The organism is Streptomyces sp. NPDC055243 (assembly GCF_044544025.1).
Taxonomy (GTDB): Bacteria; Actinomycetota; Actinomycetes; order Streptomycetales; family Streptomycetaceae; genus Streptomyces.
On sequence record NZ_JBITWR010000002.1, the window covers coordinates 813,034 to 833,848 of the forward strand.

The following is a 20,815-nucleotide window of genomic DNA, read 5'->3' on the forward strand; positions in this document are numbered from 1 at the left end:
CTAGCGCAGCACATCGGCCAGGTCGTACCGGACCGGCTCCTCCAGCTGGGCGAACGTACAGCTGTCAGGAGTACGGTCCGGTCGCCAGGTGCGGAACCGTGCCGTGTGCCGGAAGCGCTGCCCGTTCTCCATGTGGTCGTATGCCACCTCGCAGACGCGCTCGGGGCTCAGCGCCACCCAGGACAGGTCCTTCTTGCCCGACCAGCGGCTGGGCGCGCCCGGCATCCGGGACGCCTCGTGCGCGGACTCGTCCGTCCAGGCCGCCCAGGGGTGGCCCGCGGCCGTCTCCATCCGCAGCGGTTCCAACTCGTCGATCAGCTCCGCGCGCCGCTGCATGGAGAACGCGGCGCAGACGCCGACGTGCTGGAGGGTGCCCTCGTCGTCGTACAGGCCCAGGAGGAGCGAGCCGACGACGGGGCCGCTCTTGTGGAGGCGGTAGCCCGCGACCACGCAGTCCGCCGTGCGCTCGTGCTTGATCTTGAACATGAGGCGTTCGTTCTGCCGGTAGCGCAGATCGAGCGGCTTGGCGATGACGCCGTCCAGGCCCGCGCCCTCGTACTGCTCGAACCACTTCCGGGCGAGCTCGGGGTCCAGGGTGGCGGGCGCGAGGTGGACGGGGGCCGTCACGCCCTCCAGGGCCTCGGTCAGCAAGGCGCGCCGCTCGCTGAGAGGAGTGTCGAGGTGGCCCGCATCGCCCAGGGCGAGGAGGTCGAAGGCCACGAACGAGGCCGGGGTCCGCTCGGCGAGCGTCCGCACGCGGGACGCGGCGGGGTGGATGCGCTCGGTGAGCGCGTCGAAGTCGAGCCGCCCGTCCCGGGCGATCACGATCTCACCGTCGAGGACGCAGCGGTCGGGAAGGCGCTCGAGCAGGGCCTCGGCCAGCTCGGGGAAGTACCGGGTCAGCGGCTTGCCCGTACGGCTGCCGATCTCCAGGTCCGCGCCGTCCCGGAAGACGATCGCGCGAAAGCCGTCCCACTTGGCCTCGTACTGCATGCCCGGCGGGATCTTCGCCACGGGTTTGGCGAGCATGGGCTTGACGGGGGGCATGACCGGCAGATCCATGCCTCGATTCTGTCCCCATAAGTCACTCTCCGCCCGGTATGCGACTCTCGTCCGTTGCGCCTAGCGTGGCCGCATGGGTGGAAAAGCGGTGGAGCTCGACGCGGGCGGGCGCTCTGTGCGGCTCTCCAGTCCGGACAAGGTCGTCTTTCCGGAGCGGGGCTTCACCAAGCTGGACGTGGCCCAGTACTTCCTCGCGGTCGGCGACGGGATCGTGCGCGCCCTGCGGGACCGGCCCACGACGCTCCAGCGCTTCCCGGACGGGGTCGCGGGCGAGTTCTTCTACCAGAAGCGCATCCCCAAGAACCATCCCGACTGGATCCCCACGGCCACCATCGCCTTCCCCAGCGGCCGCACCGCCGACGAGATGTGCCCCACGGAGGTCGCGGCCGTCATCTGGGCCGCCCAGTTCAACACGCTGACCTTCCACCCCTGGCCGGTCCGGCGCGCGGACACCGACCACCCCGACGAACTCCGCATCGACCTGGACCCGCAGCCCGGCACGGACTACGCCGACGCGGTGCGCGCCGCGCACGAGCTGCGTGCGGTTCTCGACGCGTACGGCCTCCAGGGCTGGCCCAAGACCTCCGGCGGGCGGGGCCTGCACGTCTTCGTGCCCATCGAACCGAGGTGGGACTTCACCGGCGTACGTCGGGCCGCGATCGCCTGCGGGCGCGAGCTGGAGCGCCGGATGCCGGACGCCGTCACGACCGCGTGGTGGAAGGAGGAGCGGGGCGAGCGGATCTTCGTCGACTACAACCAGACCGCCCGCGACCGCACCATCGCCTCCGCCTACTCGGTGCGCCCCCGCCCGAACGCCCCCGTGTCGGCGCCGCTGACCTGGGACGAGGTCTCCGACGCGGTGCCCGAGGACTTCGACATCGGCACGATGCCGGAGCGGTTCGCCCGGCTCGGCGACGTGCACGCGGACATGGAGAAGCACGCCTTCTCCCTGGAGCCCCTCCTCGAACTCGCCGAACGGGACGAGCGGGAGCACGGCCTCGGCAATCTGCCCTATCCGCCCGAGTACCCGAAGATGCCGGGCGAGCCGAAGCGCGTGCAGCCGAGCCGGGCCCGGCACGAGGAGTGACGAAGGCCCCCGCGCCCCGGGTCGGGGTGCGGGGGCCGGAGCCGGACCGGTCAGGGGCTGACTACAGCTCCTTGATCCTGATGTCCCGGTAGGAGATCACGTCCGTGACCCCGTGGACCTGCAACCCGACATAGCCGGACGAGTAACGCCGCCCGTCCGTGCCCGGGTCGTCGCCACGCGGCGGCGTGAACTCCTGGCCGCCGGTGTTGTCGAACTCGTTGATCAGGACACCGTTGCGGTAGATCGAGTAGTGCTGGTCCACCACCTTGATCTCGTAGTCGTTCCACGTGCCCTTCGGGGTGACCCCGGCGCCGCCGAGACCCACCCGGTCGAAGCCGTAGATCGAGCCCGACTTGTACATGTCGCCGTCAGGCCGGTCGAGCGCCTGGATCTCGTGCCCGTACTTGATGGCGACCCACTCCGGACGTGACTCCTCCGGGTGGTCGTGGACCTGCGGGAAGCGCACGAAGACACCGCCGTTGGCGTTGCCGTTGCCCGGCGCGTCGTCCCGCCACTGGAGCTTGAGCGAGAAGTCGCCGTACTTGCGCTGCGGGAACCACAGCATGCCCATGCCCTGGACGGTGGTGCTGCTGGTGATCGAACCGTCGGGGTTCAGGCCGAACTTGCCGCCGCCGACCTGCTCCCACTTGTTCAGGGAGTCCTGGGTGCCGTCGAAGATCTTGCGGTAGCCCTCGGTCTGGCCCGGCTTGCCGATGCCGGACTGCTTGGCGGCGCGGTTGATCTTGTTGTACTCGCGCTGGTCGATCTCACCGGCCTTCAGGAGCTTGTCCGTGACGGCCTTGACGTGCTTCAGGAACAGCGCGTGGGACGTCCACTCCTTCTCGTCCTCGATCAGCTCGTTGATGCGGCACCGGTTGTTGGTGACGCGGTTGGGGATGCCCGTGTCGACCGTGCCGACGATGACCGTGAGCCGCTCGTCGAACTCGGCGCAGTTGGGGGACGGAACCCCGCCGCCCTCCGCGACCGTGAAGGAGACGTCCTTGGCCGCCGCGGTGTTGCCCGCCTTGTCGCCGGCGCGGTAGGCCACCGTGTGCCGGCCCACGCGGTCGACGACGACCGGAGCGGTGTACGCGAGATACGGACCGCCGTCCAGGGAGTACTCGACCTTGTCGACGCCCGAGTCGGCGTCGGTCGCGGTGACCGTCACCTTCGCCCTGCCGACGTACGCGCCGTCCGAGTTCTTGTCGCCCTCGACCTTCGCCGCGGTCTCCGGCGGCGTCTTGTCCTCGACCGGCGGCGTGACCACGGTGAACTCGACGGCCTTCTCCGCCGCCTGGTTCCCCGCCTTGTCGGACGCGCGGTAGCGGATCTTGTGCGCGCCCGCCGCGTGGACCATGACCGGCGCGGTGTACGCCGTCCACGCACCGCCGTCACCGACCGCGTACTCGATCTTGTTGACGCCGGAGCCGGTGTCGGACGCCGTCACGGTGACCGTCGCCATCCCGACGTACTCGCCCTTGTCGTTCTTCTCGCCGCTCACCGTGGCCGAGGTCTCCGGTGGCGTCTTGTCGTTCGTGTCCGGCGCGACCACCGTGAAGTCGACGGCCTTCTCCGCCGCCACGTTGCCCGCCTTGTCGCTCGCGCGATAGCGGATCTTGTGGGTGCCGACCTGGTCGACGACCACGGGCGCCGTGTACGGCTGCCAGGCGCCGTCGGCCCCGACCGCGAACTCGGTCTTGTCGACGCCCGAACCCGCGTCGGTCGCCGTCACCGAGACGGTGGCGGAACCGACGTACGCGCCGTCGGCGTTGGTCTGCCCCTCGACCTTGGCGGCCGTCTCGGGAGCGGTGGTGTCCTCGCCGCCGCCCTCGGTCACCACGAGGATGCCCTGCATCGAGCCGTGGCCGGGGATCGTGCAGTGGTAGCGGTAACGGCCGGGGGAGAGAGTGACCTCCGCCGTGTGCTTGCCGCCCTGGTCGTCGTTGGGGTTGGCCAGGATGTTCAGCGGGACGTCGTTGTTGTACTCGGGGTCCGAGACGTCGAACGTCAGCGTGTGCGGCATTCCGGTGTCGTTGCCGGTCGCCGTGCTGTTCTCGAAGACGATCGTCGTCGCGCCCGCGACCGCCGTGGCGGGCGCGGAGGCGTACTTGTCGATCGCGTTGTTCGCGGTCCAGGTCAGCGTCTGGGCAGCCGCCCGGCCCGGGTTGTCGGACTGGCTCGCCGCCGTCGACGTCAGGCCGAGCACCATCAGGAGCGACGCGAAGAGCGCCGTCCAGAGTCTTCGCCTGCGTATCGCGGGCTTCGTCATCCCGCCCTCCTTGCCAGGTCCTTGGCGGCCGGCGTGGCCTCGCCGCCCGAGTAAGTGACGCGCCACAGCGCCGACTTGGAGTCCGAGGTGAAGAAGCCGCGGCCGTAGTCGAGCACGTACAACGAGCCGTCGGGGGCGAACTTCCAGTCCATGAGGTTCTTGATGCCGTCGTTGCCGATCGGGATGATCTTCTTCAGGGACTCGGCGTGCACGGGCAGACCGCCGCTGCCGACCGTCTTCGGGTCGGTCAGGACCGCGTGCCGGGGCTGGTCGGAGTCGTAGAAGTCGCCGACGAACCACTTGCCGTCCCAGTACGAGGGCCACTTGTCCGCACTGGTGCTGGTGGCGTCGTAGCGGTAGACCGGGCCGTTCATCGTGGCCTGGCCGCCGCCCTTGAGCCACGGCAGGAGCGTCTTCTGCTCCGACGTCTTGTAGCTCGGGATGCCGTTCGCGTCGCGCGGGTAGTCGACGCCGCCGCCCTGCGGCGAGTACCAGATGTTGTTGGGCTCGGCCGGCGGGATGTTCACCAGGCCGTCGTTGTTGGGCGACTCGTTCTTGAGCTTCTTGCAGTCGTACCAGCCCAGCGGCTTCGACGGGTCGGGGAGATTGCGGTCGCGGTAGGGCTGGTTGTTGCCCATGCAGTACGGCCAGCCGCGGTTGGAGGCGTGGGTGATCGCGGCGAACGTGTCGTACTTCGCCGGGCCCCACGTCGTCGACGGCTCACCGGCGTCGGGACCGACCCAGCCCGCGTAGAGGGTGTCGGTCTTCTTGTCGACGGAGATGCGCGCCGGGTTCCTGACGCCCATCACATAGATCTCGCCGCGCGTCTTGCCGCCGCCCTCGTCCGGCTCCTTGCCGGTGAAGAGGTTGCCCTCGGGGAGCGTGTACGTCCCGTCGGCCTCCGGGTGGATGCGCAGGATCTTGCCGTTGAGGTTGTTGGTGTTGCCCGCCGTGCGGCGCGCGTCGGCGAAGGAGACGCCCTTGAAGTTGGGCTGCGGGTTGTTGCCCGAGTAACCGGAGCTGAAGCCCGAGGAGTTGTTGTCACCGGTCGCGATGTAGAGATTGCCCTTGGAGTCCCAGGCCATCCCGCCGCCCGCGTGGCAGCAGCTGTGGATCTGCACCGGCCACTTGAGCAGGACCTTCTCGCTCGCGAGGTCCAGCTTGTCGGTCGCCTGGTCGAGCGTGAAGCGCGAGACGTAGCGCTCGGCCATGTGCGTCTCGCGGTTGATCTTCGAGTGGGGCGTGTAGTGCAGGTACACCCAGCCGTTCTGCTCGAACCTGGGGTCCAACTCGATCCCGAGCAGGCCCTCTTCGACCTTGATCAGCTCATCGCCGCCGCCCTTGTTGCCGAAGATGGTGAGTGCTCCGGCGAGCGTCACCTTCTTGGTCTTGGGGTCGTAGACGTGGATCTCGCCCTTGCCCTTGCCGATGTCGGGGTTGTTCCAGTCGGTGACGACCGGCTGCGAGGAGTCGGCGCCGCCGCGGCCGATGTAGAAGATCCGTCCGTCGGGCGCGGTGACCAGGCCGTGCGGCTCGCCGATCTGGTCGTTCTGGCCCGGCTGGTTGGCCTGGGTCAGGCGCTGCGCCTTGTAGTTGGCGGTGATCGTCGACTTGCAGTCGGCGCGCGCGATGCGGCTCGTCCACAGCAGGGCGCCGCGCAGGTGCTGGCGGAAGTCGGTCTCGTCGTACGAGGCCGCCGTGCCGCCCATGCCGGTGTAGAAGGAGCGTCCGCCGTCGTAGTCACGGCACCAGGAGACCGGGTGGTCGGCGCCGTTCTTGCTCTGGCCCGGCTGGTAGGTCGACTCGCGCACGCGGGCCACGGTGTGGACCTCGCCGGTCGGGTTCTTGGTCCAGTTCAGCCACTGGTCGGGGCGCTTCCACTGGAGGGGCAGGTCCTTGGTGGCCGGGTTCTCCCGGTCGCCGACCTCGACGGTGGCGCGCTGCACGTTCGTGGGGCTCGAATCGGCCGGGCGGGCACCGATCAGGCCGGTGAACCAGGTCGAGTACGGCTCGGCGCGGGCCGCGTCGTGGATGCCGACGAAACCGCCGCCCGCCTCCATGTAGGCCTCGAGACCCGCCTCCTGCTCGGGGTCGAGGATGTCGCCGCCGCCGGTCAGGAAGGCGATGGCGTTGAACTTGCCGAGCTTGGCCTCGTTCGTGAAGACCGCCGGGTCGTCGGTCGCCTCGATCTTGAACCGCTGGGCGGCCGGGCCCGATTGGCCGATCTTCTCGATGGCCTCGATGCCCGCGTTCACCACCGGTGACTCGTCGCCGCCCGCGGCGGAGCCGTGGAAGACGAGGACGCGTACGTTCGCCTGGCCGGGCGGCGACGGAAGGGACATCGTTGTCAACGGTGGCTCGGGATAGGGCCGCGCGGTGGCGGCCTGTGTGGAGAGCGCGCCGGTGACCATGGCCCCGGAGAGCAGGGCGGCGGCCCAGGCGGGGCGCGAGCCGACCCGGTTGGGCTTCTGGTTCTGGTTCCTTGGCTCGTCCTGGCGGTTCGATCTGCGTCTGGCTCTGCTCAACCCTCGTACAGCCAAGGGCTCTTGATGCGGTGTGAGCCGCATGAGTACACCCACCCCTCGTCGGTCACAGCAACAGGCGCGGATGAAGCTAGACCTCTTTCCGTCACTCGCCAATAGGTACGGACGGAATTCCGCGAACTTTGTCCTGCGTGTGGATAAACGAAGATCCCCCCGATACCGTGTGGCCGTCTCGGGGGCCTCCTGCGCCCCGTCAGTCTCCGTACCGCAGTGGGGAGTTGGGCATGGACCGACGGAGCTTCAACCGGCGGATGCTCGTGGGTGGAGCGGTCGCGACGGCCGGGGTGACATCGTTGTCGCTGGCCACCGCGCCCGAGGCGAGCACGGCCGAAGGGCCGAAGACCGCCCCTGCGGGCGGCGAGGTGCGCCGCATCAAGATGTACGCCGAGAAGCTGCCGGACGGGCAGATGGGCTACGGCCTGGAGAAGGGCAAGGCGTCCATCCCCGGCCCGCTGATCGAGCTGAACGAGGGCGACACCCTCCACATCGAGTTCGAGAACACCATGGACGTGGACGCCAGCCTGCACGTCCACGGTATGGACTACGAGATATCCAGCGACGGCACCAGGCACACCAAGAGCCACGTCGAGCCGGGCGGCAAGCGGACCTACACCTGGCGCACGCACGCGCCGGGCCGCCGCAAGGACGGCACGTGGCGGCCGGGTACGGCCGGCTACTGGCACTACCACGACCACGTGGTCGGCACCGATCACGGGACGGGCGGCGTGCGCAAGGGGCTCTACGGCGCGCTGATCGTGCGCCGCAAGGGCGATCTGCTGCCGGACAAGACCTTCACGATCGTCTTCAATGACATGACGATCAACAACAAGGCGGGTCACGACAGCCCCAACTTCGAGGCCACGGTGGGTGATCGGGTCGAGTTCGTCTCGATCACGCACGGCGAGTACTACCACACGTTCCACGTGCACGGTCACCGCTGGGCGGACAACCGCACGGGCCTGCTGACCGGCCCCGACGACCCGAGCCAGGTCCTCGACGACAAGATCACCGGACCGGGGGACTCGTTCGGCTTCCAGGTCATCGCGGGGGAGGGGGTGGGCGCGGGCGCGTGGATGTACCACTGCCACGTGCAGAGCCACTCCGACATGGGGATGGCGGGCTACTTCCTGGTGAAGAAGGCCGACGGGACGATCCCGGACTATGAGCCGCATCATGTGGCCGGGGGCGCGAAGAAGTCTTCGGGGGATGCGAAGAAGTCCGGGGACTCAGGCGGGGCGAAGGAGTCCGGAGCTGCCGGGGATTCCGCCAAGGCCGGGTCGTCCGGGCACGATCACGATCACAGCTAGCGCGAGCGCGAAGGCTGGCGCGAGGGCTAACGCTTGCGCACGTTGTCGAGGAGGACGGCGAGCTCCTCCCTGGCGGCGGCGTCCGAGAAACCCTCCGGCGCGTTGCGGACGGCCCAGCCCGTGTCGTGCAGGGCTTCGAGGCGCTCGATGAGCACCTTGCGCACGGAGCGCGACGGGAGACCGTTGCGGACGCCGCCGGGCACGTACGAGAGGCCCACCAGCAGCTCCCAGTGCGGGTCGGGGGATTCGAGCGCGCCGAGGAGCCGGTCGAACGCGTCCGGGGCGCCGCGTCGCAGGGCGTCGGCGATGCTCAGCGCGCGGATCTCGGGGTCGGCGGAGTCCGCTTGGCGCTCCAGGGCTTGGGCGGCGAGTGCGTCGGCGGCTAGGGCGTGGCCTGCCTCGCCCGCCTGGAGCCAGCGCAGTTCACTGGCCGCGACGCGGCGGACGCTGACCTCGGGGTCGTGATCCAGGAGGCCGATGAGTCCCTCCACGGCCCTGCCCTCCTCGGGGGAGCCCGCGGCGATCGGGAGGAGGCCGTCGGCGGCGGAGGCGCGGACGGCGGGGTGAGGGTGACGCAGCCCGTCCAGGAAGAGGTCCAGGGGCGGGTCCTCCAGGGATCGAGGCAGGTGCAGATGCTGGTAGCACCGCAGGATCCCGCTCAGGAGGAAGGGGTCCCGCGTGTCCTGGGCCTGCCGTGCGACGAGGCGGTCGAGCGTTTCGAGCACCCGGTCGCGCCGGACCGTGTTGCAGAAGAGGACCTTGGCCAGGGCCTCCACGCCCAGAGTCACCATGTCCCGCCCCTCGTTCTCCCCCTCCTCGTTCGCCTCGCCCTCGTTCGCCTTGTTCGCCTCGCTCGTGCACAGGTCAAGTACCTCGTCCGTGCACAGGGCGAGTGCCTCGTCGGCGCGGATGGCGGCGCGGGCGCGGTCGGTCCACGACTCCTGCTCCGAGGCCGGGGCGAACGGGGCCAGGAGCACGGCTCGTTCTTCGCTCCCCGGCGCGTGGAGCAGCGCGTTCTTGAGGGCAGTGCGTGCCTCGGCGCGGACCTGGTCCGCTTCCTGACCGGACACGGGTGTGCTCCAGCGCATCGTCACGCAGGTCAGCGTGACCGCGTCGTCGAAGGCCATGGCGCGCAGGAATCCGTCCGGATCACCGGTCCGGAAGAGGCCTTCGGACGCCCATGCCCGGCCGCGCAGCCGGCGGAGGGCGGCCCGCATGTCATCGCGCAGGTCGTTGTCGACCTCCCGCAGCGCGGGGGCGCCGCCGAGCTCCGCCGTCAGCTCGGTCCAGGCGCGGACGAGGCCCTCGGGGTCGTCCAGGTGCTGCGTGAAGATCCGCTCCGTACGCTCGCGCAGCGGCCGCTCGCGGCGCAGCGCCGCGGCGAAGCCCTCCACCACCGTCTCGGAGAACTCCTCCGCCCACGGCTCGCGCTCCACCGCCGAGGCCAGCTCGCGCAGCGCCCAGGAAAGCTCGCCGGACTCGGCGGCGGTCTTCGACGCCATCCGCCGGACCTCCGCGTCCGGGTCCCGTAGCGCGGCGGCCAGTTCCTCGTGCAGCTCAGCCTGCTTGCGCGCTCTCCGCTTCGTGAACATCACGACAGCCTAGGTGCCGGTCCGCAGGGGCTTGATGCGGGTGCGTGCCCGGCCGCGGGCCGTGCCCGGCGGCGGCCATTCCGGTGGGCATACGGCCGCCATTCCGGTGGGTATACGGCGGCCTTCCGGTCGGCATGTGGAGATCCTGTAGGACATGCCGGTCCAGGCCCCATCCCTTTACCCAAAGGTCCACGGTGGGTGTACTCCTTGTACGCCTCACCCACGTCGTCGCATCAACGTCGCCTCATCCACGCGCCACCCCCCGTACGTCCTCCGTGCGCACCCTCCGTGAACTGCCATTCAAGGGAGTCGAGTTGAGCAAGGACAGCGTGTACGACTACGTCATCGTCGGTGCCGGCTCCGCGGGATGCGTCCTCGCCGCCCGGCTCTCCGAGGATCCCGCGGTGCGCGTGGCGCTCGTCGAGTCGGGGCCACGCGACCGCAAGCCCGAGATCCGCATCCCGGCGGCCTTCCCGAAGATGTTCAAGACGCCCTACGACTGGGACTACTCCACCGCGAAGCAGTCCGCGCTGAACGGCCGCGAACTGTACTGGCCGCGCGGCCACACCCTTGGCGGCTCGTCCTCGCTGAACGCCATGATGTGGGTGCGCGGCCACCGCGACGACTACGACGCCTGGGGCGAGGCGGCGGGGCCCGAGTGGTCCTACGACGCGCTGGAGCCCTACTTCCGGCGGGCGGAGCGGTGGTCGGGCCCGAAGGGGCGGGGCTGTCGGGGCGAGCGGTGCGGGCGGGGCCGGAGCGAACAGCGTCTACGGAAGTGACGGGCCGCTCTGGATCTCCCCGCCCCGCGCCCTGAACCCGACCACCACCGCCTTCCTCGACGCCTGCCGCGACGCGGGCCTGCGCGAGCTGACCGAACTGAACGAGCCCGACCACAGCGGCTTCGCGCTCACCCCGGTCAACCAGCGCCGCGGCCGCCGCTGGAGCGCGGCCGACGGCTACCTGAAACCGGCACGGCGCCGCCGCAACCTGCACGTCCTGACCGAAGCCCGGGTCCGCAGGCTGGAGTTCGACGGGACGCGCGTGGCCGGGGTCATCGCCGACGGCGTACCCGGCAGGCTGATCGCCCGCCGCGAGGTGATCCTCAGCGCGGGCACCATCGGCTCCCCGCAGCTTCTCCAGGCCTCCGGCGTCGGTGACCCGCGTGACCTGTCGAAGGCGGGCATCGAGACGCGCGTCGAGGCCCCGGGGGTGGGCCGCCACCTCCAGGACCACCTCGCCTACGCGATCACCATGCGCTGCCCGCAGCCCGTCACCCTGACCGGAGCGGACTCCTTCGCCAACATCGGCCGCTTCCTGCTCGGCGGGCGCGGACCGCTCACGTCGAACGTCGCCGAGGCCGTCGCCTTCATCAAGACCAGGCCCGAACTCGCGGCCCCCGACATCGAGTTGATCTACGCCCCGGTCCCCTTCATCAACCACGGCCTGACCCCGCCGACCGAACACGGCATCACGATCGGCGTGGTGCTGCTCCAGCCGGAGAGCGAGGGCCGGATCACGCCGAGGGGCCCGGGGGTCGGCACCGCGCCCCACATAGACCCCGGCTATCTGACGGTGGAGGCCGACATCCGCACCCTCGTCGCCGGGGTGCGCCGCGCGGAGGAGCTGGTCGCGGGCCGCGCGCTCGCCCCGTACGTGTCGGGGCCGCTGGCGCCGCATCCGGGCACGGTCGACGACGCGGCCCTGGCCCGGACGATCCGCGGGGCGTCCGAGACGCTCTACCACCCGGTCGGCACCTGCCGGATGGGCAGCGACGAGGAGTCGGTCACCGACCCCGGGCTGCGGGTGCGGGGCGTGACGGCGCTGCGGGTCGTGGACGCGTCGGTCATGCCGCGGATCACGCGCGGTCACACGCACGCTCCCACGGTGGCGCTCGCCGAGAAGGCGGCCGAGCTGATCAGGGCGGACGCGCGCAGGTGACGCGGGAAGGGGGTGTCCCCCCGCCCCGCCCGCCGGTCGTATCCTGACCGGCGCACCAGCCAGCCGCCCCCGAGGAGCCCCACGTGACCGAGCCGCCGAGCGCCGCCCCGCGCCCCACCCTGGAGGCCGTGGCGGCCCGGGCCGGAGTCTCCCGGGCCACGGTGTCCCGCGTCGTCAACGGCGACACGGGCGTACGCGAGGTGCTCGCCGAGAAGGTCAGGCGGGCGGTCGACGAGCTCGGCTACGTGCCGAACCGCGCCGCCCGCAGTCTGGTGACCCGCCGCCACGACGCGGTCGCCGTGGTGATCGCCGAGCCGGAGACACGGGTCTTCGCCGACCCGTTCTTCGCCCTGCAACTACGGGGCATCAGCAAGGAGTTGACGTCGCGGGACGTCCAACTGGTGCTGCTGCTCACGGAGGGCCGGGACGACCACGAGCGGGTCGGCCGCTACCTGTCGGGCGGCCATGTGGACGGCGCCCTCGTCTTCTCCCTGCACCTGGACGATCCGCTGCCCGGCATCATCCGGGGCGCGGGGGTGCCGACGGTGTTCGGCGGCCGTCCGGGGTGGCCGGACGGGACGGTGACGTCTCCGTACGTCGACTGCGACAACCGAGGCGGAGCGCGGGACGCGGTGCGGCATCTGGTCTCGCTGGGCCGCACCCGCATCGCGCACATCACCGGAGCGCTCGACCAGACGTCGGCGGTGGACCGCCTCGACGGCTTCCGCGACGTCCTGCCGGATGCGGGGGAGAGGTTCGTCGCGCAGGGCGACTTCACCCCGGCGGGCGGCGAGCGCGCGATGCGCGAGCTGTTGGACCGCGTCCCTGAGCTGGACGCGGTCTTCGCCGCCAACGATCTGACGGCGTCGGGCGCGCTCCGGGTGCTCCGCGAGCGGGGCAGGCGGGTGCCCCAGGACGTAGCGGTGGTGGGCTTCGACGACATGCTGGCGGTGGCCGAGCAGGTGGAGCCACCCCTGACGACGGTACGTCAGGACATCGAGGAAATGGGCCGCCTGATGGCCCGCATGCTCCTGGCGCGCGGCGAACTGCCGACGGAAAGCGTGGTCCTGCCGACGAAGCTGGTGCTGAGGGGGTCGGCGTAAGGGGCTCGGCCTAATGGGACTCTTACCGGCCCGCGCCTCCGGGTGACCGTGAGGGCAGTCGGCGCGCGGCTCACGGGCGCCGCGAGGGCCCGGGGGCGGTCGTTGTCCCACGAACGGGTGCCCTCGTTCCCCCGCACGGTCCACCTGCGTTTTTGCCGCGGTGTGCCGGGGTGAGGCTCGGTTCAGCACTTCCCCTCATCCGGAGGTAACACCATGCGCAAGTGCGCGATCCTGGCAGCAGCGGCCTTCGCCGCGGTCACCGTCATCGGCGGTGCCGGTTCTGCCGTCGCCGACCCCGGCCCCGGCGCCTACGCCGAGGGCACGGCTCAGAACTCGCCCGGCGTCATCAGCGGCAACCTCCTGCAGGTTCCCGTGGATGTCCCAGTCAACGCGTGCGGCAACTCCGTGAACGTCGTCGGCCTCCTCAACCCGGCCGGCGGCAACACCTGCAAGTAGGCCCCGGACCCCGCCCCGCCCCGTCGCGAGCTGATCGCTACGGGGCGGGGCGGGGCGTGTGCGTCAGGCCCCGACGCTCACGGTGAACCGCCGCGGATTCCCGTCGTGCGCGGCCCCGGAGACGTCGGGCTGCCCGTCCGGGCGGACGTCGTCGTACGGGAACGCGTAGCCGATGGGCGAGTTCGCGTGCACCACTCGGGCCCAGTGGTTGGTCACGTCGCCCTTGTAGTAGTCCCCGGCGCCGGCGCCGTTCGGCTGCTCCGGGTGCGACAGCATGATGCTCCGGTTGAACCCCGCGGCGAGCCGCGCGAGCAGGCCCTTCTTGTCGTCGGAGTCCCCTGGGTTGTTGGTGAACGGCCCGTGGTTGCAGGTGAAGATGTCCTTGGACGTCGGCTTCGAGAACGTGTGCCCGCCGTTGAACGTCAGCGTGTCGCCGCTCACCCGGCCGGTGAACACGCCCCGGCCGCCCTGGAGGTCGATCTTCAGGTCGGTGCTGCGGTACTTGTCCCACACCTGGTCGATGTAGCTGTTCCACACGTCCCGGAACGGCATCTCGTTCGGGCGGTCGAAGTACGGAGCCATGAGGTTCTGGGGGGAGATGACGCGCAGCACGTCGCCGCCGTCGCCGCGGATCACCAGGTCACCCCAGGGCTGCCCGTCCTTCTCCCCCTGGGCGACGAGGTCGGAGGCGATCTTGCCGACGGCTCCGTCCGGCAGCGGTGCCACCGTGTGGGTGGCGTCCCCCTCCAGGGTCAGGCCGATGGGGAGGGCCGTGACGAGGTCGACGTAGCTGATGTTCGCGTACAACTGCGTGCTGTTGAAGGTGAATTCGCAGAACGACCAGGTGCGCCCGTAGTTGGCGTCCTCCTTGGTCGCGAAGGCGGGTTCGACCAGCGACGGGCCCGGGTTGAGGAAGAAGTCCAGCTTGTCGTCGCGTACGAAGTAGACGCGCGCGCCGAACATGTGAGGAAGTGTCAGGACCTTGGGCGCCGATCCCGCCGCGCCGAGCGGAATCGCGCAGTCGACGGGCAGCGGAGTCTGCGGGGCCGAGGGGGAGTCGGGGCGGTAGACGCCGCCGTCCGGCTTCAGCAGGACCCAGCGGTCGGTGCCCTGCTCGTGTCCGGTGACGTAGGCGCGCACCTGGCCGGGCAACGACTTGTTCTGGAGGGCGAGTTCACAGGTCGCGGGGGCTGCCTTGGCGCCGGGGCTGAGGGCGCTTCCCCAGACGGGGTAGGTGAGGGCTCCGGCGGCACCCGCGGCAGTGGACAGGAACACTCGACGCGATATCACGGAAGGTCTCCCGGGATGGGTGTGTGGGGGGACGTCGTGCGGCCGTGGTGACTGTGGGGGGTGCTCGGCCGCGTGGTGCGACCACTGTCGCGGCGGCGAATTCCGGCGTCAAGAGTTATGGCTGAGAGCGCTCTCAGAATCTTGTTTCCTTCACAAGGTGGCAGCACGCGCGCACTGTCAGTGCCGGGTGTCAGACTCAGGGGACGGAAGAGAGATGCGACAAAGGAGTCGATCATGCTCAATACCCGTTATGTCGTGGGCGCCCCGACATGGGTGGACCTCGGCACGCCGGACCTGGAAGGCGCCCATGCCTTCTACCGCGCGCTCTTCGGCTGGGAGTTCCAGTCGGGCGGCGCGGAATTCGGCGGATACGGCATGTATCAGGCGGACGGGAAAGCCGTGGCGGGCGCCATGACCGTCACCGCCGACCAGTCCCCTCCGGGCTGGACGCTCTACTTCAAGACGCAGGACGCCGACGCGACGGCCAAGGCGGTCGAGCAGGCGGGCGGCAGCACGGTGTACGAGGCCATGGACGTCGGCGACCTCGGCCGCATGGCGGTGTTCAACGACGCGCAGGGCGTCGGCTTCGCCGTATGGCAGCCGGGCACGAACAAGGGCCTGGACCTGGTCGACGCCCCGAACAGCCTGTGCTGGACGGAGCTCTACACCCCGGACATCGAGGCGGCCCAGGAGTTCTACGGCTCCGTGTTCGGCTGGGGCGCCACCACCCAGGCCTTCGAGGGCGGTTCGTACACGATGGTGCACCCCGCGGGCGGCACGGAGAACGACATGTTCGGCGGCCTGTGGCCGCTGTCCGACGCCCCGGAGGAAGCCGATGCCGGGCCGTACTGGACTCCGTACTTCCAGGTGACCGACATGGACGCGGTGCTGGCCAAGGTCGAACCGTCCGGGGGCACGGTGCGGGTGCCGCGCATGGACCTCGCCGGCGTCGGCGCCTTCGCCAAGCTCGCCGACCCGGCCGGGGCGCGGTTCGCGCTGATGCAGCCGGAGGCGCCGGGCGCGGGCTGAGGAGTGCGGGCCGGCGGGTACGGCCGGGCGGGACGGCGCGGTACGAGGTTCGAGCGGCACGAGCGGCACGAGCGGCACGAGCGGCACGAGAGACGATGAACGGAACCATCCCGTCCGGCACTCGCCATGCGCCAACCCGGCACTCGACCCGATGCCGCCCCGGCTCCCGTCCGGCACCCGAACCCGCAGCGGGCGTTTCGCCGCGTTCCCGCGTGGGCAGCCAGCAGGGGCCCGAGGCGGAAGCGGCCGAAACAGCCCATGCCATGGCGTTGATCGTTCGTTGATCCCTTGTTTCGCGCGCCCTGCCAGCATCGTCGGCATGCAGATCCATATGACAGCCGAGCCGGAAATCGCCTGGGAGCAGGCCCTGTGCGCCCAGACGGGCTCCGAGTTCTTCTTCCCCGAACCGGGCAGCTCGGTGCGCGAGGCCAAGTACATCTGCCAGCTCTGCGAGATGCGCCCGGCGTGCCTCGAGTACGCCCTGGCCCATGACGAGCGGTTCGGCGTCTGGGGCGGGCTCTCGGAGAAGGAACGGCTCAGCCTCAGGCGTACGTGACCGTGAACCTCCTCGTCCCCGCCGGAATGTGCACGTCGTCACCCGTCACCGTCAGATCCCGGCCGTCCGCCGTGGCCGCGCGCACCGGGCCGAACCGGCACGGATAGACGTACCGCACGCGCTCCGGCGCCCGCGTGATGTCCACGGTGACCTTCCGGCCGCCCGCGTCATGGGTGAGCCGGTAGCCGAAGGGCGCGCCGAACAGGTTCGGGGCGTCGTCGACGGCCACCGTCGCGCCGTCCGGCACCCAGTGAGGACGTACGCCCGGGGCGATGTAGAGATGCGGGTCCCGGTCCTCGTCGGCCTCGAAGAAGAGGATGTCGCGGATCAGGAGCAGATACTCGGCCGCCGCCCAGCCGTGCGGGATGTCCCCCATGTACCAGTGGCGGGAGGGGGCTTCGCGGTAGTCGGAGGCGATGGGGAACGCGTGCTGCTCGTTCCAGGCGCCCAGCGCCACAGCCCGCTCCTCGGTGCGCGGCAGCGAGGCGCCCACGATCCAGCCGAGCAGCGCGTCCATCCGCTCGGTGTCGCCGGACAGCAGGTAGGCGTGCGCCAACTGCGTCGTGAGGTAGGGGCCGTAGGTGTTCCAGGCCGCTTCGTGGCGGTAGCCGCCGGTCACGAAGTGCGCGTACATGGTGTCGAGCGTCCAGCGGGCCGCCCGGTCGATGTCCTCGCCCAGCTTGCTGCCCATGTGCAGCCGCAGCGGGTGGAAGAACGCCGCCGCGCCGATCATCGTCGAGTCCAGCCGCCCGACGTCGGCGGGCCCGGTCGGGATGTACGTCTCCCAGGCGCCGCGCCTGCGCTGCTCGCCCAGGACCCAGCGGATCGAGGCCGCCGTCGCCCGCTTCAAGTCGTCGAAGGCGCCCCAGAGTTCGGGCACGTCGGGGGAGCCGATCCGTTCCGCGAGCCGCGCGGCCTCGTACAGACCGGCGAGGCCCCACAGGTCGTCCCAGTAGTGCGGCTTGTCGCGCTCGCCCAGGTGCTCGGCGCTCCACCCGCTGTGCAGCAGGCCGTACTGATCGCGGTTGTCGCGCAGCCACCGGGCGCCGTCGACGACGTACGGCGTGTAGAGCTTGGCGCCGAACGCGGTGGAGCGGCCGTGGGTCCGGTCGAAGCGGCCGATCGCCCACAGCGCCTGGCCGTTGCTGTCCCACTCGTGGTCGTTCTTCTCGTGCGGCCCGCCGTAGAAGCCGTACTCGGCACACGGCCCGATCCGGCCCGTGCCACGGTTGAACTTCAGCGGATAGTGCGTGCCCAACTGGCGCTCGGCCAGGGCCATATCGCCGACCAGCGAGCAAGCCGTGGCCTCGACGGACGAGTCACGGATCCAGAAGGAGTCGTACACCGTCGGGCCCGGATGGATCTCGCCGTGGTCGGAGAGGATCAGGAGCTGCGAGCGGCACTGGCGGAACTGGTCGGCCAAGTGCGAGACGGGCTGGGGCAGTTCGGGCTGCACGCCCTGCGCGATCAGCTTGCCCGTCCAGAAGACGCGGTTGGCCTCCTCCAGTGCGGCGGCCGGAGTGGCCCTGATCTCCGCCAGGTCGGCGCCGCCGCTGTAGAGGTCGACCGGAAGGCGGACGTCGAGCTCGAACAGCTCGTCGTCCGCGACCCGGTAGGGCCAGGCGAAGGCCGCGCTGCACAGTCCCGCGATCTGGTCCTGCGCCTGCTGCGCGCCGTTCAGCTTGCCGCCCATGACGAGGTCGTGGAACGGGTTGCGGGTCAGATAGGAGTCCGGGTCGTACGTGAAGTCCGGGTTGCCGTACACGCCGTACTGCTCGGGAGGCGTGTCGAACACCGGCCCCCAGCCGCTGTTGGTCTCCACCCTGCCCTCGTCGGGCAGATGGCGCAGGAAGGTCAGCCGCCGGTCGGTGATCTGGCGGCCGTTGCGGTCGTGCCGCTGGAAGCCGCTCGGCCCCGCGGGCATGACGGCCGCGCACAGCCAGCCCTCGCGCGGCTGCCCGGTCGCGCTGCCCACGGTCAGCCGGGTCACCACGAGGTCCCGCTGCCGGGGGCCGATGGCCGTCCCGAAGGTCCGCTGCACGAACTCGGTGCCGTCAGAGGTGCGGAACGTCGTCAGGACCACCGGCAGATGGGGCGCCTCCATGCGCTGGCCGACGGCCCCGGCGTCGGTCAGCTGCGGCAGGCGCACGGCGCCGGTCGAGGGCGAGTAGAGGAAGAAGGACAGGCAGTACTTGTCGTAGACCGGCTCGATCTCGCCCGCCTGCCCGATCAGGGACTCCTGGCGGTGGTCCTTGACGCCCACCATGTGCCAGTAGCGGTACAGGGCGTTGGAGGCGAAGGCGGCCTCCTTGGATTCGTACGTTCCCGCGTCGAAGTCGTCGCTCCAGCGCCGGAAGGCCGCCTGGGCCCACCACGGAACGGGATAGGGCACCCGGGCCCGCCCCGCCCAGCCGCGCCACATGACTTCGTAGAACATCCACTCATGGGTCTGTGCCATGGGTTCCACCCCCGCTGCCCACCGTTGCACCGGGGTGGGCGGCCGTAAATCCGTTCGGCACGTCGGTCCTTGTGCGGATACGATCCGGGGGCGCGGGCGGACCGAAGACTGCTGGTCGGGCGCGTGTGCGGGGTCCTGTAGAGCAGAGGCAGACTCACCGCCATGACATGGCGGATACGCCGGTTCGAATCCGGTCGGGACCACGAGCGGAACGGCGCGCACGGCGCGGGCGGGGCGGGACGGATGAACGAGAGCGGTGGGATCAGCGAGGCGGACCTGGCGGTCTTCCACGAGATGATCGGCAGGCTCCGCGAGCTGCCGGTCGACGACCCGGTACGGCTGCGCGCCGAGCAGGTCGCCGCCTCCTTCGCCCGCGACGGACGGCTGCGCAGGCGCAAGGCGCGCGGGGCCGAACTCTCCGCCGCCGACGCCGCCGTGATGGCGGCCACCGCCACCGGGGCCGACGGCCGCCGCGAGGACGCGCCGCTGGTCGCCGAGGGTGCGGCAGGGGTCTTCCGGAGGCCACGGCCCTGCTATGTCTGCAAGGCGTCGTATCGACAGGTCGACTCCTTCTACCACCGGCTCTGCCCCGACTGCGCGGGCGACAACCGTGCCCGGCGCGCGCTCACCACCGATCTGAGCGGGCGCCGCGCGCTGCTCACCGGGGGCCGCGTGAAGATCGGCTTCCAGCTGGCCCTGATGATGCTGCGCGACGGCGCCGAACTCCTGGTCACCAGCCGCTTCCCGCACGACACGGAGCGGCGCTTCCGTGCGGTGCCGGGCAGCGAGAAGTGGCTCGACCGGCTCACGGTGCTCGCCGTGGACCTGCGTGACCCGCGCCAAGTCCTCGGTCTGTGCGAGGTGTTGCGGAAAGAGGGTGAGCCGCTCGACATCCTGGTCAACAACGCGGCGCAGACGGTCCGTAGGCCGCCCGAGTCGTACGCGGCCCTCGCGGCGGGGGAGTCCGCGGAACTGCCCGCCGGGGCCCGGGGCGCGCCCGGGTTCCGGCCGATGCGGACGCCGGAGGGCTCGACCGCGACGCGGGACGCGCTCGCCCTGGTCCTGCCGGAGTCCGAGGTCCTGCCCGAGCCGGACGTCCTTCGCGCGGCCGACGAGGCGGGCCTGCTGCCCGATCCCTCGCCGGAGAACTCCTGGTCGGCCCGGCTCGGCGGCCTCGACCCGGCCGAGGTCCTGGAGACCCAGCTGGTCAACGCGCTCGCCCCGGCCCTGCTCTGCGACCGGCTGCTGCCGCTGCTGCTGGCCTCGCCCCGCCCCCGCACGTACATCGTCAATGTCACGGCGGTCGAGGGCCGCTTCGCGGTGCGCAACAAGATGCCCGGGCACCCGCACACGAACATGGCCAAGGCCGCCCTGAACATGCTCACGCGGACCAGCGCGGCCGAACTCGCCGAGCGCGGCGTGCACATGTGCGCCGTCGACACCGGCTGGATCACCGACGAGAACCCCGCCCCCAAGAAGGACCGCATCGCCGGCGCGGGCTTCCGCACGCCCCTGGACGTGGTGGACGGCGCGGCCCGGATCTACGACCCGATCGTGCGGGGCGAGGCGGGCGCGCCGCTCTCGGGGGTGTTCCTCAAGGACTACCGGGAGGCGGAGTGGTGAACACCTCCGCCCGAGGGACGGCCTGAAGCGGGAGGGTACGATCCGGCCCAAGGGCGGGGTCGTAGCGCAGAGGCAGTCGCGGCGGTCTCCAAAACCGGAACACGCTGGTTCGAATCCAGCCGCCCCGCCCCCTCCTTCTCGATGGCCGGCCGCCCCGCCCCCTTCTCGGTGCCCCGCCGCCCCGCCCTTCCCGACGACCCGCTCCTCGGCAATTCGCTGTCCCCGGGCCGCTCCCGCCGGGCAGAATCCGCGCATGGCTCTGCCCGAGAAGTCCGCCGCCCGCCATCTGCTCTCCGACCTCGACCCCCTGCCGTATCCGCGGCGCATGCGGGAGATCGCCGAGAGCGCCCGGGACTTCGCGGGGCGCGGCGCGCTGCGGCCCGTCCTGGAGGAGCTGGAGGACGGCGGCCCCTACGAGCGCGGGGTGGCCGTCGTGCTGGCCTGTGCGGGCCGGGACACCGAGTGGACCGCGGCACGGATCGCCGACCCCGACGCCTTC

15 protein-coding genes and 2 tRNA genes are annotated in these 20,815 nt (G+C 70.9%); 11 read left to right on the forward strand and 6 right to left on the reverse strand.

Translation table 11 applies throughout. The features are described from left to right. On the reverse strand, positions 1-1,062 hold the full coding sequence (locus ACIGXX_RS08390; RefSeq protein ID WP_351161044.1) for an ATP-dependent DNA ligase: 1,062 nt from the start codon (positions 1,060-1,062) through the stop codon (positions 1-3). A 73-nt stretch (positions 1,063-1,135) separates the two neighbouring features. Here ACIGXX_RS08390 and ligD point away from each other — a divergent pair, with 73 nt between their 5' ends. Further along, positions 1,136-2,149 (forward strand): non-homologous end-joining DNA ligase, encoded by a 1,014-nt coding sequence (ligD, locus tag ACIGXX_RS08395; protein ID WP_366462408.1) that lies wholly within the window; start codon positions 1,136-1,138, stop codon positions 2,147-2,149. 61 nt (positions 2,150-2,210) lie between these two features. Here the strand turns inward: ligD and ACIGXX_RS08400 are convergent, their stop codons facing one another. Further along, positions 2,211-4,418: an OmpL47-type beta-barrel domain-containing protein gene (locus ACIGXX_RS08400; RefSeq protein WP_399973850.1), complete on the reverse strand. Its 2,208-nt coding sequence runs from the start codon at positions 4,416-4,418 to the stop codon at positions 2,211-2,213. After that, entirely contained in the window at positions 4,415-6,829 is a 2,415-nt protein-coding gene (locus tag ACIGXX_RS08405) for a ThuA domain-containing protein (protein ID WP_351161683.1), read from the reverse strand. Before ACIGXX_RS08405 ends, ACIGXX_RS08400 begins: the two co-directional genes overlap by 4 nt. Before the next feature lie 356 nt (positions 6,830-7,185). Between ACIGXX_RS08405 and ACIGXX_RS08410 the strand changes: the two genes are divergently transcribed. Further along, entirely contained in the window at positions 7,186-8,268 is a 1,083-nt protein-coding gene (locus ACIGXX_RS08410; RefSeq protein ID WP_351161051.1) for a multicopper oxidase domain-containing protein, read from the forward strand. 26 nt (positions 8,269-8,294) lie between these two features. Here the strand turns inward: ACIGXX_RS08410 and ACIGXX_RS08415 are convergent, their stop codons facing one another. After that, a complete protein-coding gene (locus tag ACIGXX_RS08415) occupies positions 8,295-9,860 on the reverse strand; it encodes a hypothetical protein (RefSeq protein WP_399973854.1) in 1,566 nt (521 codons plus the stop codon). A gap of 314 nt (positions 9,861-10,174) precedes the next feature. Between ACIGXX_RS08415 and ACIGXX_RS08420 the strand changes: the two genes are divergently transcribed. The 4 genes from ACIGXX_RS08420 to ACIGXX_RS08435 all read left to right on the forward strand — a co-directional run bounded on the left by ACIGXX_RS08420 (position 10,175) and on the right by ACIGXX_RS08435 (position 13,360). Then, positions 10,175-10,642, forward strand: coding sequence for a GMC family oxidoreductase N-terminal domain-containing protein (locus ACIGXX_RS08420; RefSeq protein WP_399973857.1), 468 nt, complete (start codon positions 10,175-10,177; stop codon positions 10,640-10,642). A 31-nt stretch (positions 10,643-10,673) separates the two neighbouring features. Further along, on the forward strand, positions 10,674-11,801 hold the full coding sequence (locus ACIGXX_RS08425; protein WP_399974376.1) for a GMC family oxidoreductase: 1,128 nt from the start codon (positions 10,674-10,676) through the stop codon (positions 11,799-11,801). A gap of 83 nt (positions 11,802-11,884) precedes the next feature. Further along, entirely contained in the window at positions 11,885-12,904 is a 1,020-nt protein-coding gene (locus tag ACIGXX_RS08430) for a LacI family DNA-binding transcriptional regulator (protein WP_351161059.1), read from the forward strand. Positions 12,905-13,117: 213 nt separating this feature from the next. Further along, positions 13,118-13,360 carry a chaplin gene (locus ACIGXX_RS08435; protein ID WP_351161061.1) on the forward strand — a complete coding sequence of 81 codons (243 nt, stop codon included), beginning with the start codon at positions 13,118-13,120 and terminating at the stop codon, positions 13,358-13,360. Positions 13,361-13,423: 63 nt separating this feature from the next. Here ACIGXX_RS08435 and ACIGXX_RS08440 read toward each other — a convergent pair whose 3' ends face one another. Continuing rightward, positions 13,424-14,650 carry a glycoside hydrolase family 64 protein gene (locus tag ACIGXX_RS08440; protein ID WP_383823220.1) on the reverse strand — a complete coding sequence of 409 codons (1,227 nt, stop codon included), beginning with the start codon at positions 14,648-14,650 and terminating at the stop codon, positions 13,424-13,426. Between the two features lie 234 nt (positions 14,651-14,884). Here ACIGXX_RS08440 and ACIGXX_RS08445 point away from each other — a divergent pair, with 234 nt between their 5' ends. Both ACIGXX_RS08445 and ACIGXX_RS08450 read left to right on the forward strand, forming a co-directional pair. Continuing rightward, the gene (locus tag ACIGXX_RS08445) at positions 14,885-15,679 is read left to right on the forward strand and encodes a VOC family protein (protein WP_351161066.1); all 795 of its coding nucleotides are present in this window, start codon (positions 14,885-14,887) and stop codon (positions 15,677-15,679) included. A 319-nt stretch (positions 15,680-15,998) separates the two neighbouring features. Next, positions 15,999-16,235, forward strand: a complete 237-nt coding sequence (locus ACIGXX_RS08450; RefSeq protein WP_351161069.1) for a WhiB family transcriptional regulator — start codon at positions 15,999-16,001, stop codon at positions 16,233-16,235. On the opposite strand, the gene ACIGXX_RS08455 is transcribed toward ACIGXX_RS08450, so the two are convergent. Continuing rightward, positions 16,222-18,693, reverse strand: coding sequence for a hypothetical protein (locus tag ACIGXX_RS08455; protein WP_399973863.1), 2,472 nt, complete (start codon positions 18,691-18,693; stop codon positions 16,222-16,224). The genes ACIGXX_RS08450 and ACIGXX_RS08455 overlap by 14 nt on opposite strands. A gap of 131 nt (positions 18,694-18,824) precedes the next feature. Between ACIGXX_RS08455 and ACIGXX_RS08460 the strand changes: the two genes are divergently transcribed. From ACIGXX_RS08460 to ACIGXX_RS08470, 3 genes are all read left to right on the forward strand, one after another. Further along, positions 18,825-18,896: transfer RNA gene (locus tag ACIGXX_RS08460), tRNA-Val, on the forward strand. A 40-nt stretch (positions 18,897-18,936) separates the two neighbouring features. After that, entirely contained in the window at positions 18,937-20,316 is a 1,380-nt protein-coding gene (locus tag ACIGXX_RS08465) for an SDR family NAD(P)-dependent oxidoreductase (RefSeq protein WP_399973866.1), read from the forward strand. 53 nt (positions 20,317-20,369) lie between these two features. Then, positions 20,370-20,445 (forward strand) — tRNA-Trp (locus tag ACIGXX_RS08470). Positions 20,446-20,815: the final 370 nt, after the last annotated feature.

Coding starts and splice junctions, on each gene's coding strand:
- ACIGXX_RS08450 (WP_351161069.1), top strand. CDS start 15,999: ATGCAGATCCATATGACAGCCGAGCCGGAAATCGCCTGGGAGCAGGCC.
- ACIGXX_RS08435 (WP_351161061.1), top strand. CDS start 13,118: ATGCGCAAGTGCGCGATCCTGGCAGCAGCGGCCTTCGCCGCGGTCACC.
- ACIGXX_RS08405 (WP_351161683.1), bottom strand. CDS start 6,829: ATGGTCACCGGCGCGCTCTCCACACAGGCCGCCACCGCGCGGCCCTAT.
- ACIGXX_RS08410 (WP_351161051.1), top strand. CDS start 7,186: ATGGACCGACGGAGCTTCAACCGGCGGATGCTCGTGGGTGGAGCGGTC.
- ligD (WP_366462408.1), top strand. CDS start 1,136: ATGGGTGGAAAAGCGGTGGAGCTCGACGCGGGCGGGCGCTCTGTGCGG.
- ACIGXX_RS08455 (WP_399973863.1), bottom strand. CDS start 18,693: ATGGCACAGACCCATGAGTGGATGTTCTACGAAGTCATGTGGCGCGGC.
- ACIGXX_RS08415 (WP_399973854.1), bottom strand. CDS start 9,860: ATGTTCACGAAGCGGAGAGCGCGCAAGCAGGCTGAGCTGCACGAGGAA.
- ACIGXX_RS08465 (WP_399973866.1), top strand. CDS start 18,937: ATGAACGAGAGCGGTGGGATCAGCGAGGCGGACCTGGCGGTCTTCCAC.
- ACIGXX_RS08390 (WP_351161044.1), bottom strand. CDS start 1,062: ATGGATCTGCCGGTCATGCCCCCCGTCAAGCCCATGCTCGCCAAACCC.
- ACIGXX_RS08400 (WP_399973850.1), bottom strand. CDS start 4,418: ATGACGAAGCCCGCGATACGCAGGCGAAGACTCTGGACGGCGCTCTTC.
- ACIGXX_RS08445 (WP_351161066.1), top strand. CDS start 14,885: ATGCTCAATACCCGTTATGTCGTGGGCGCCCCGACATGGGTGGACCTC.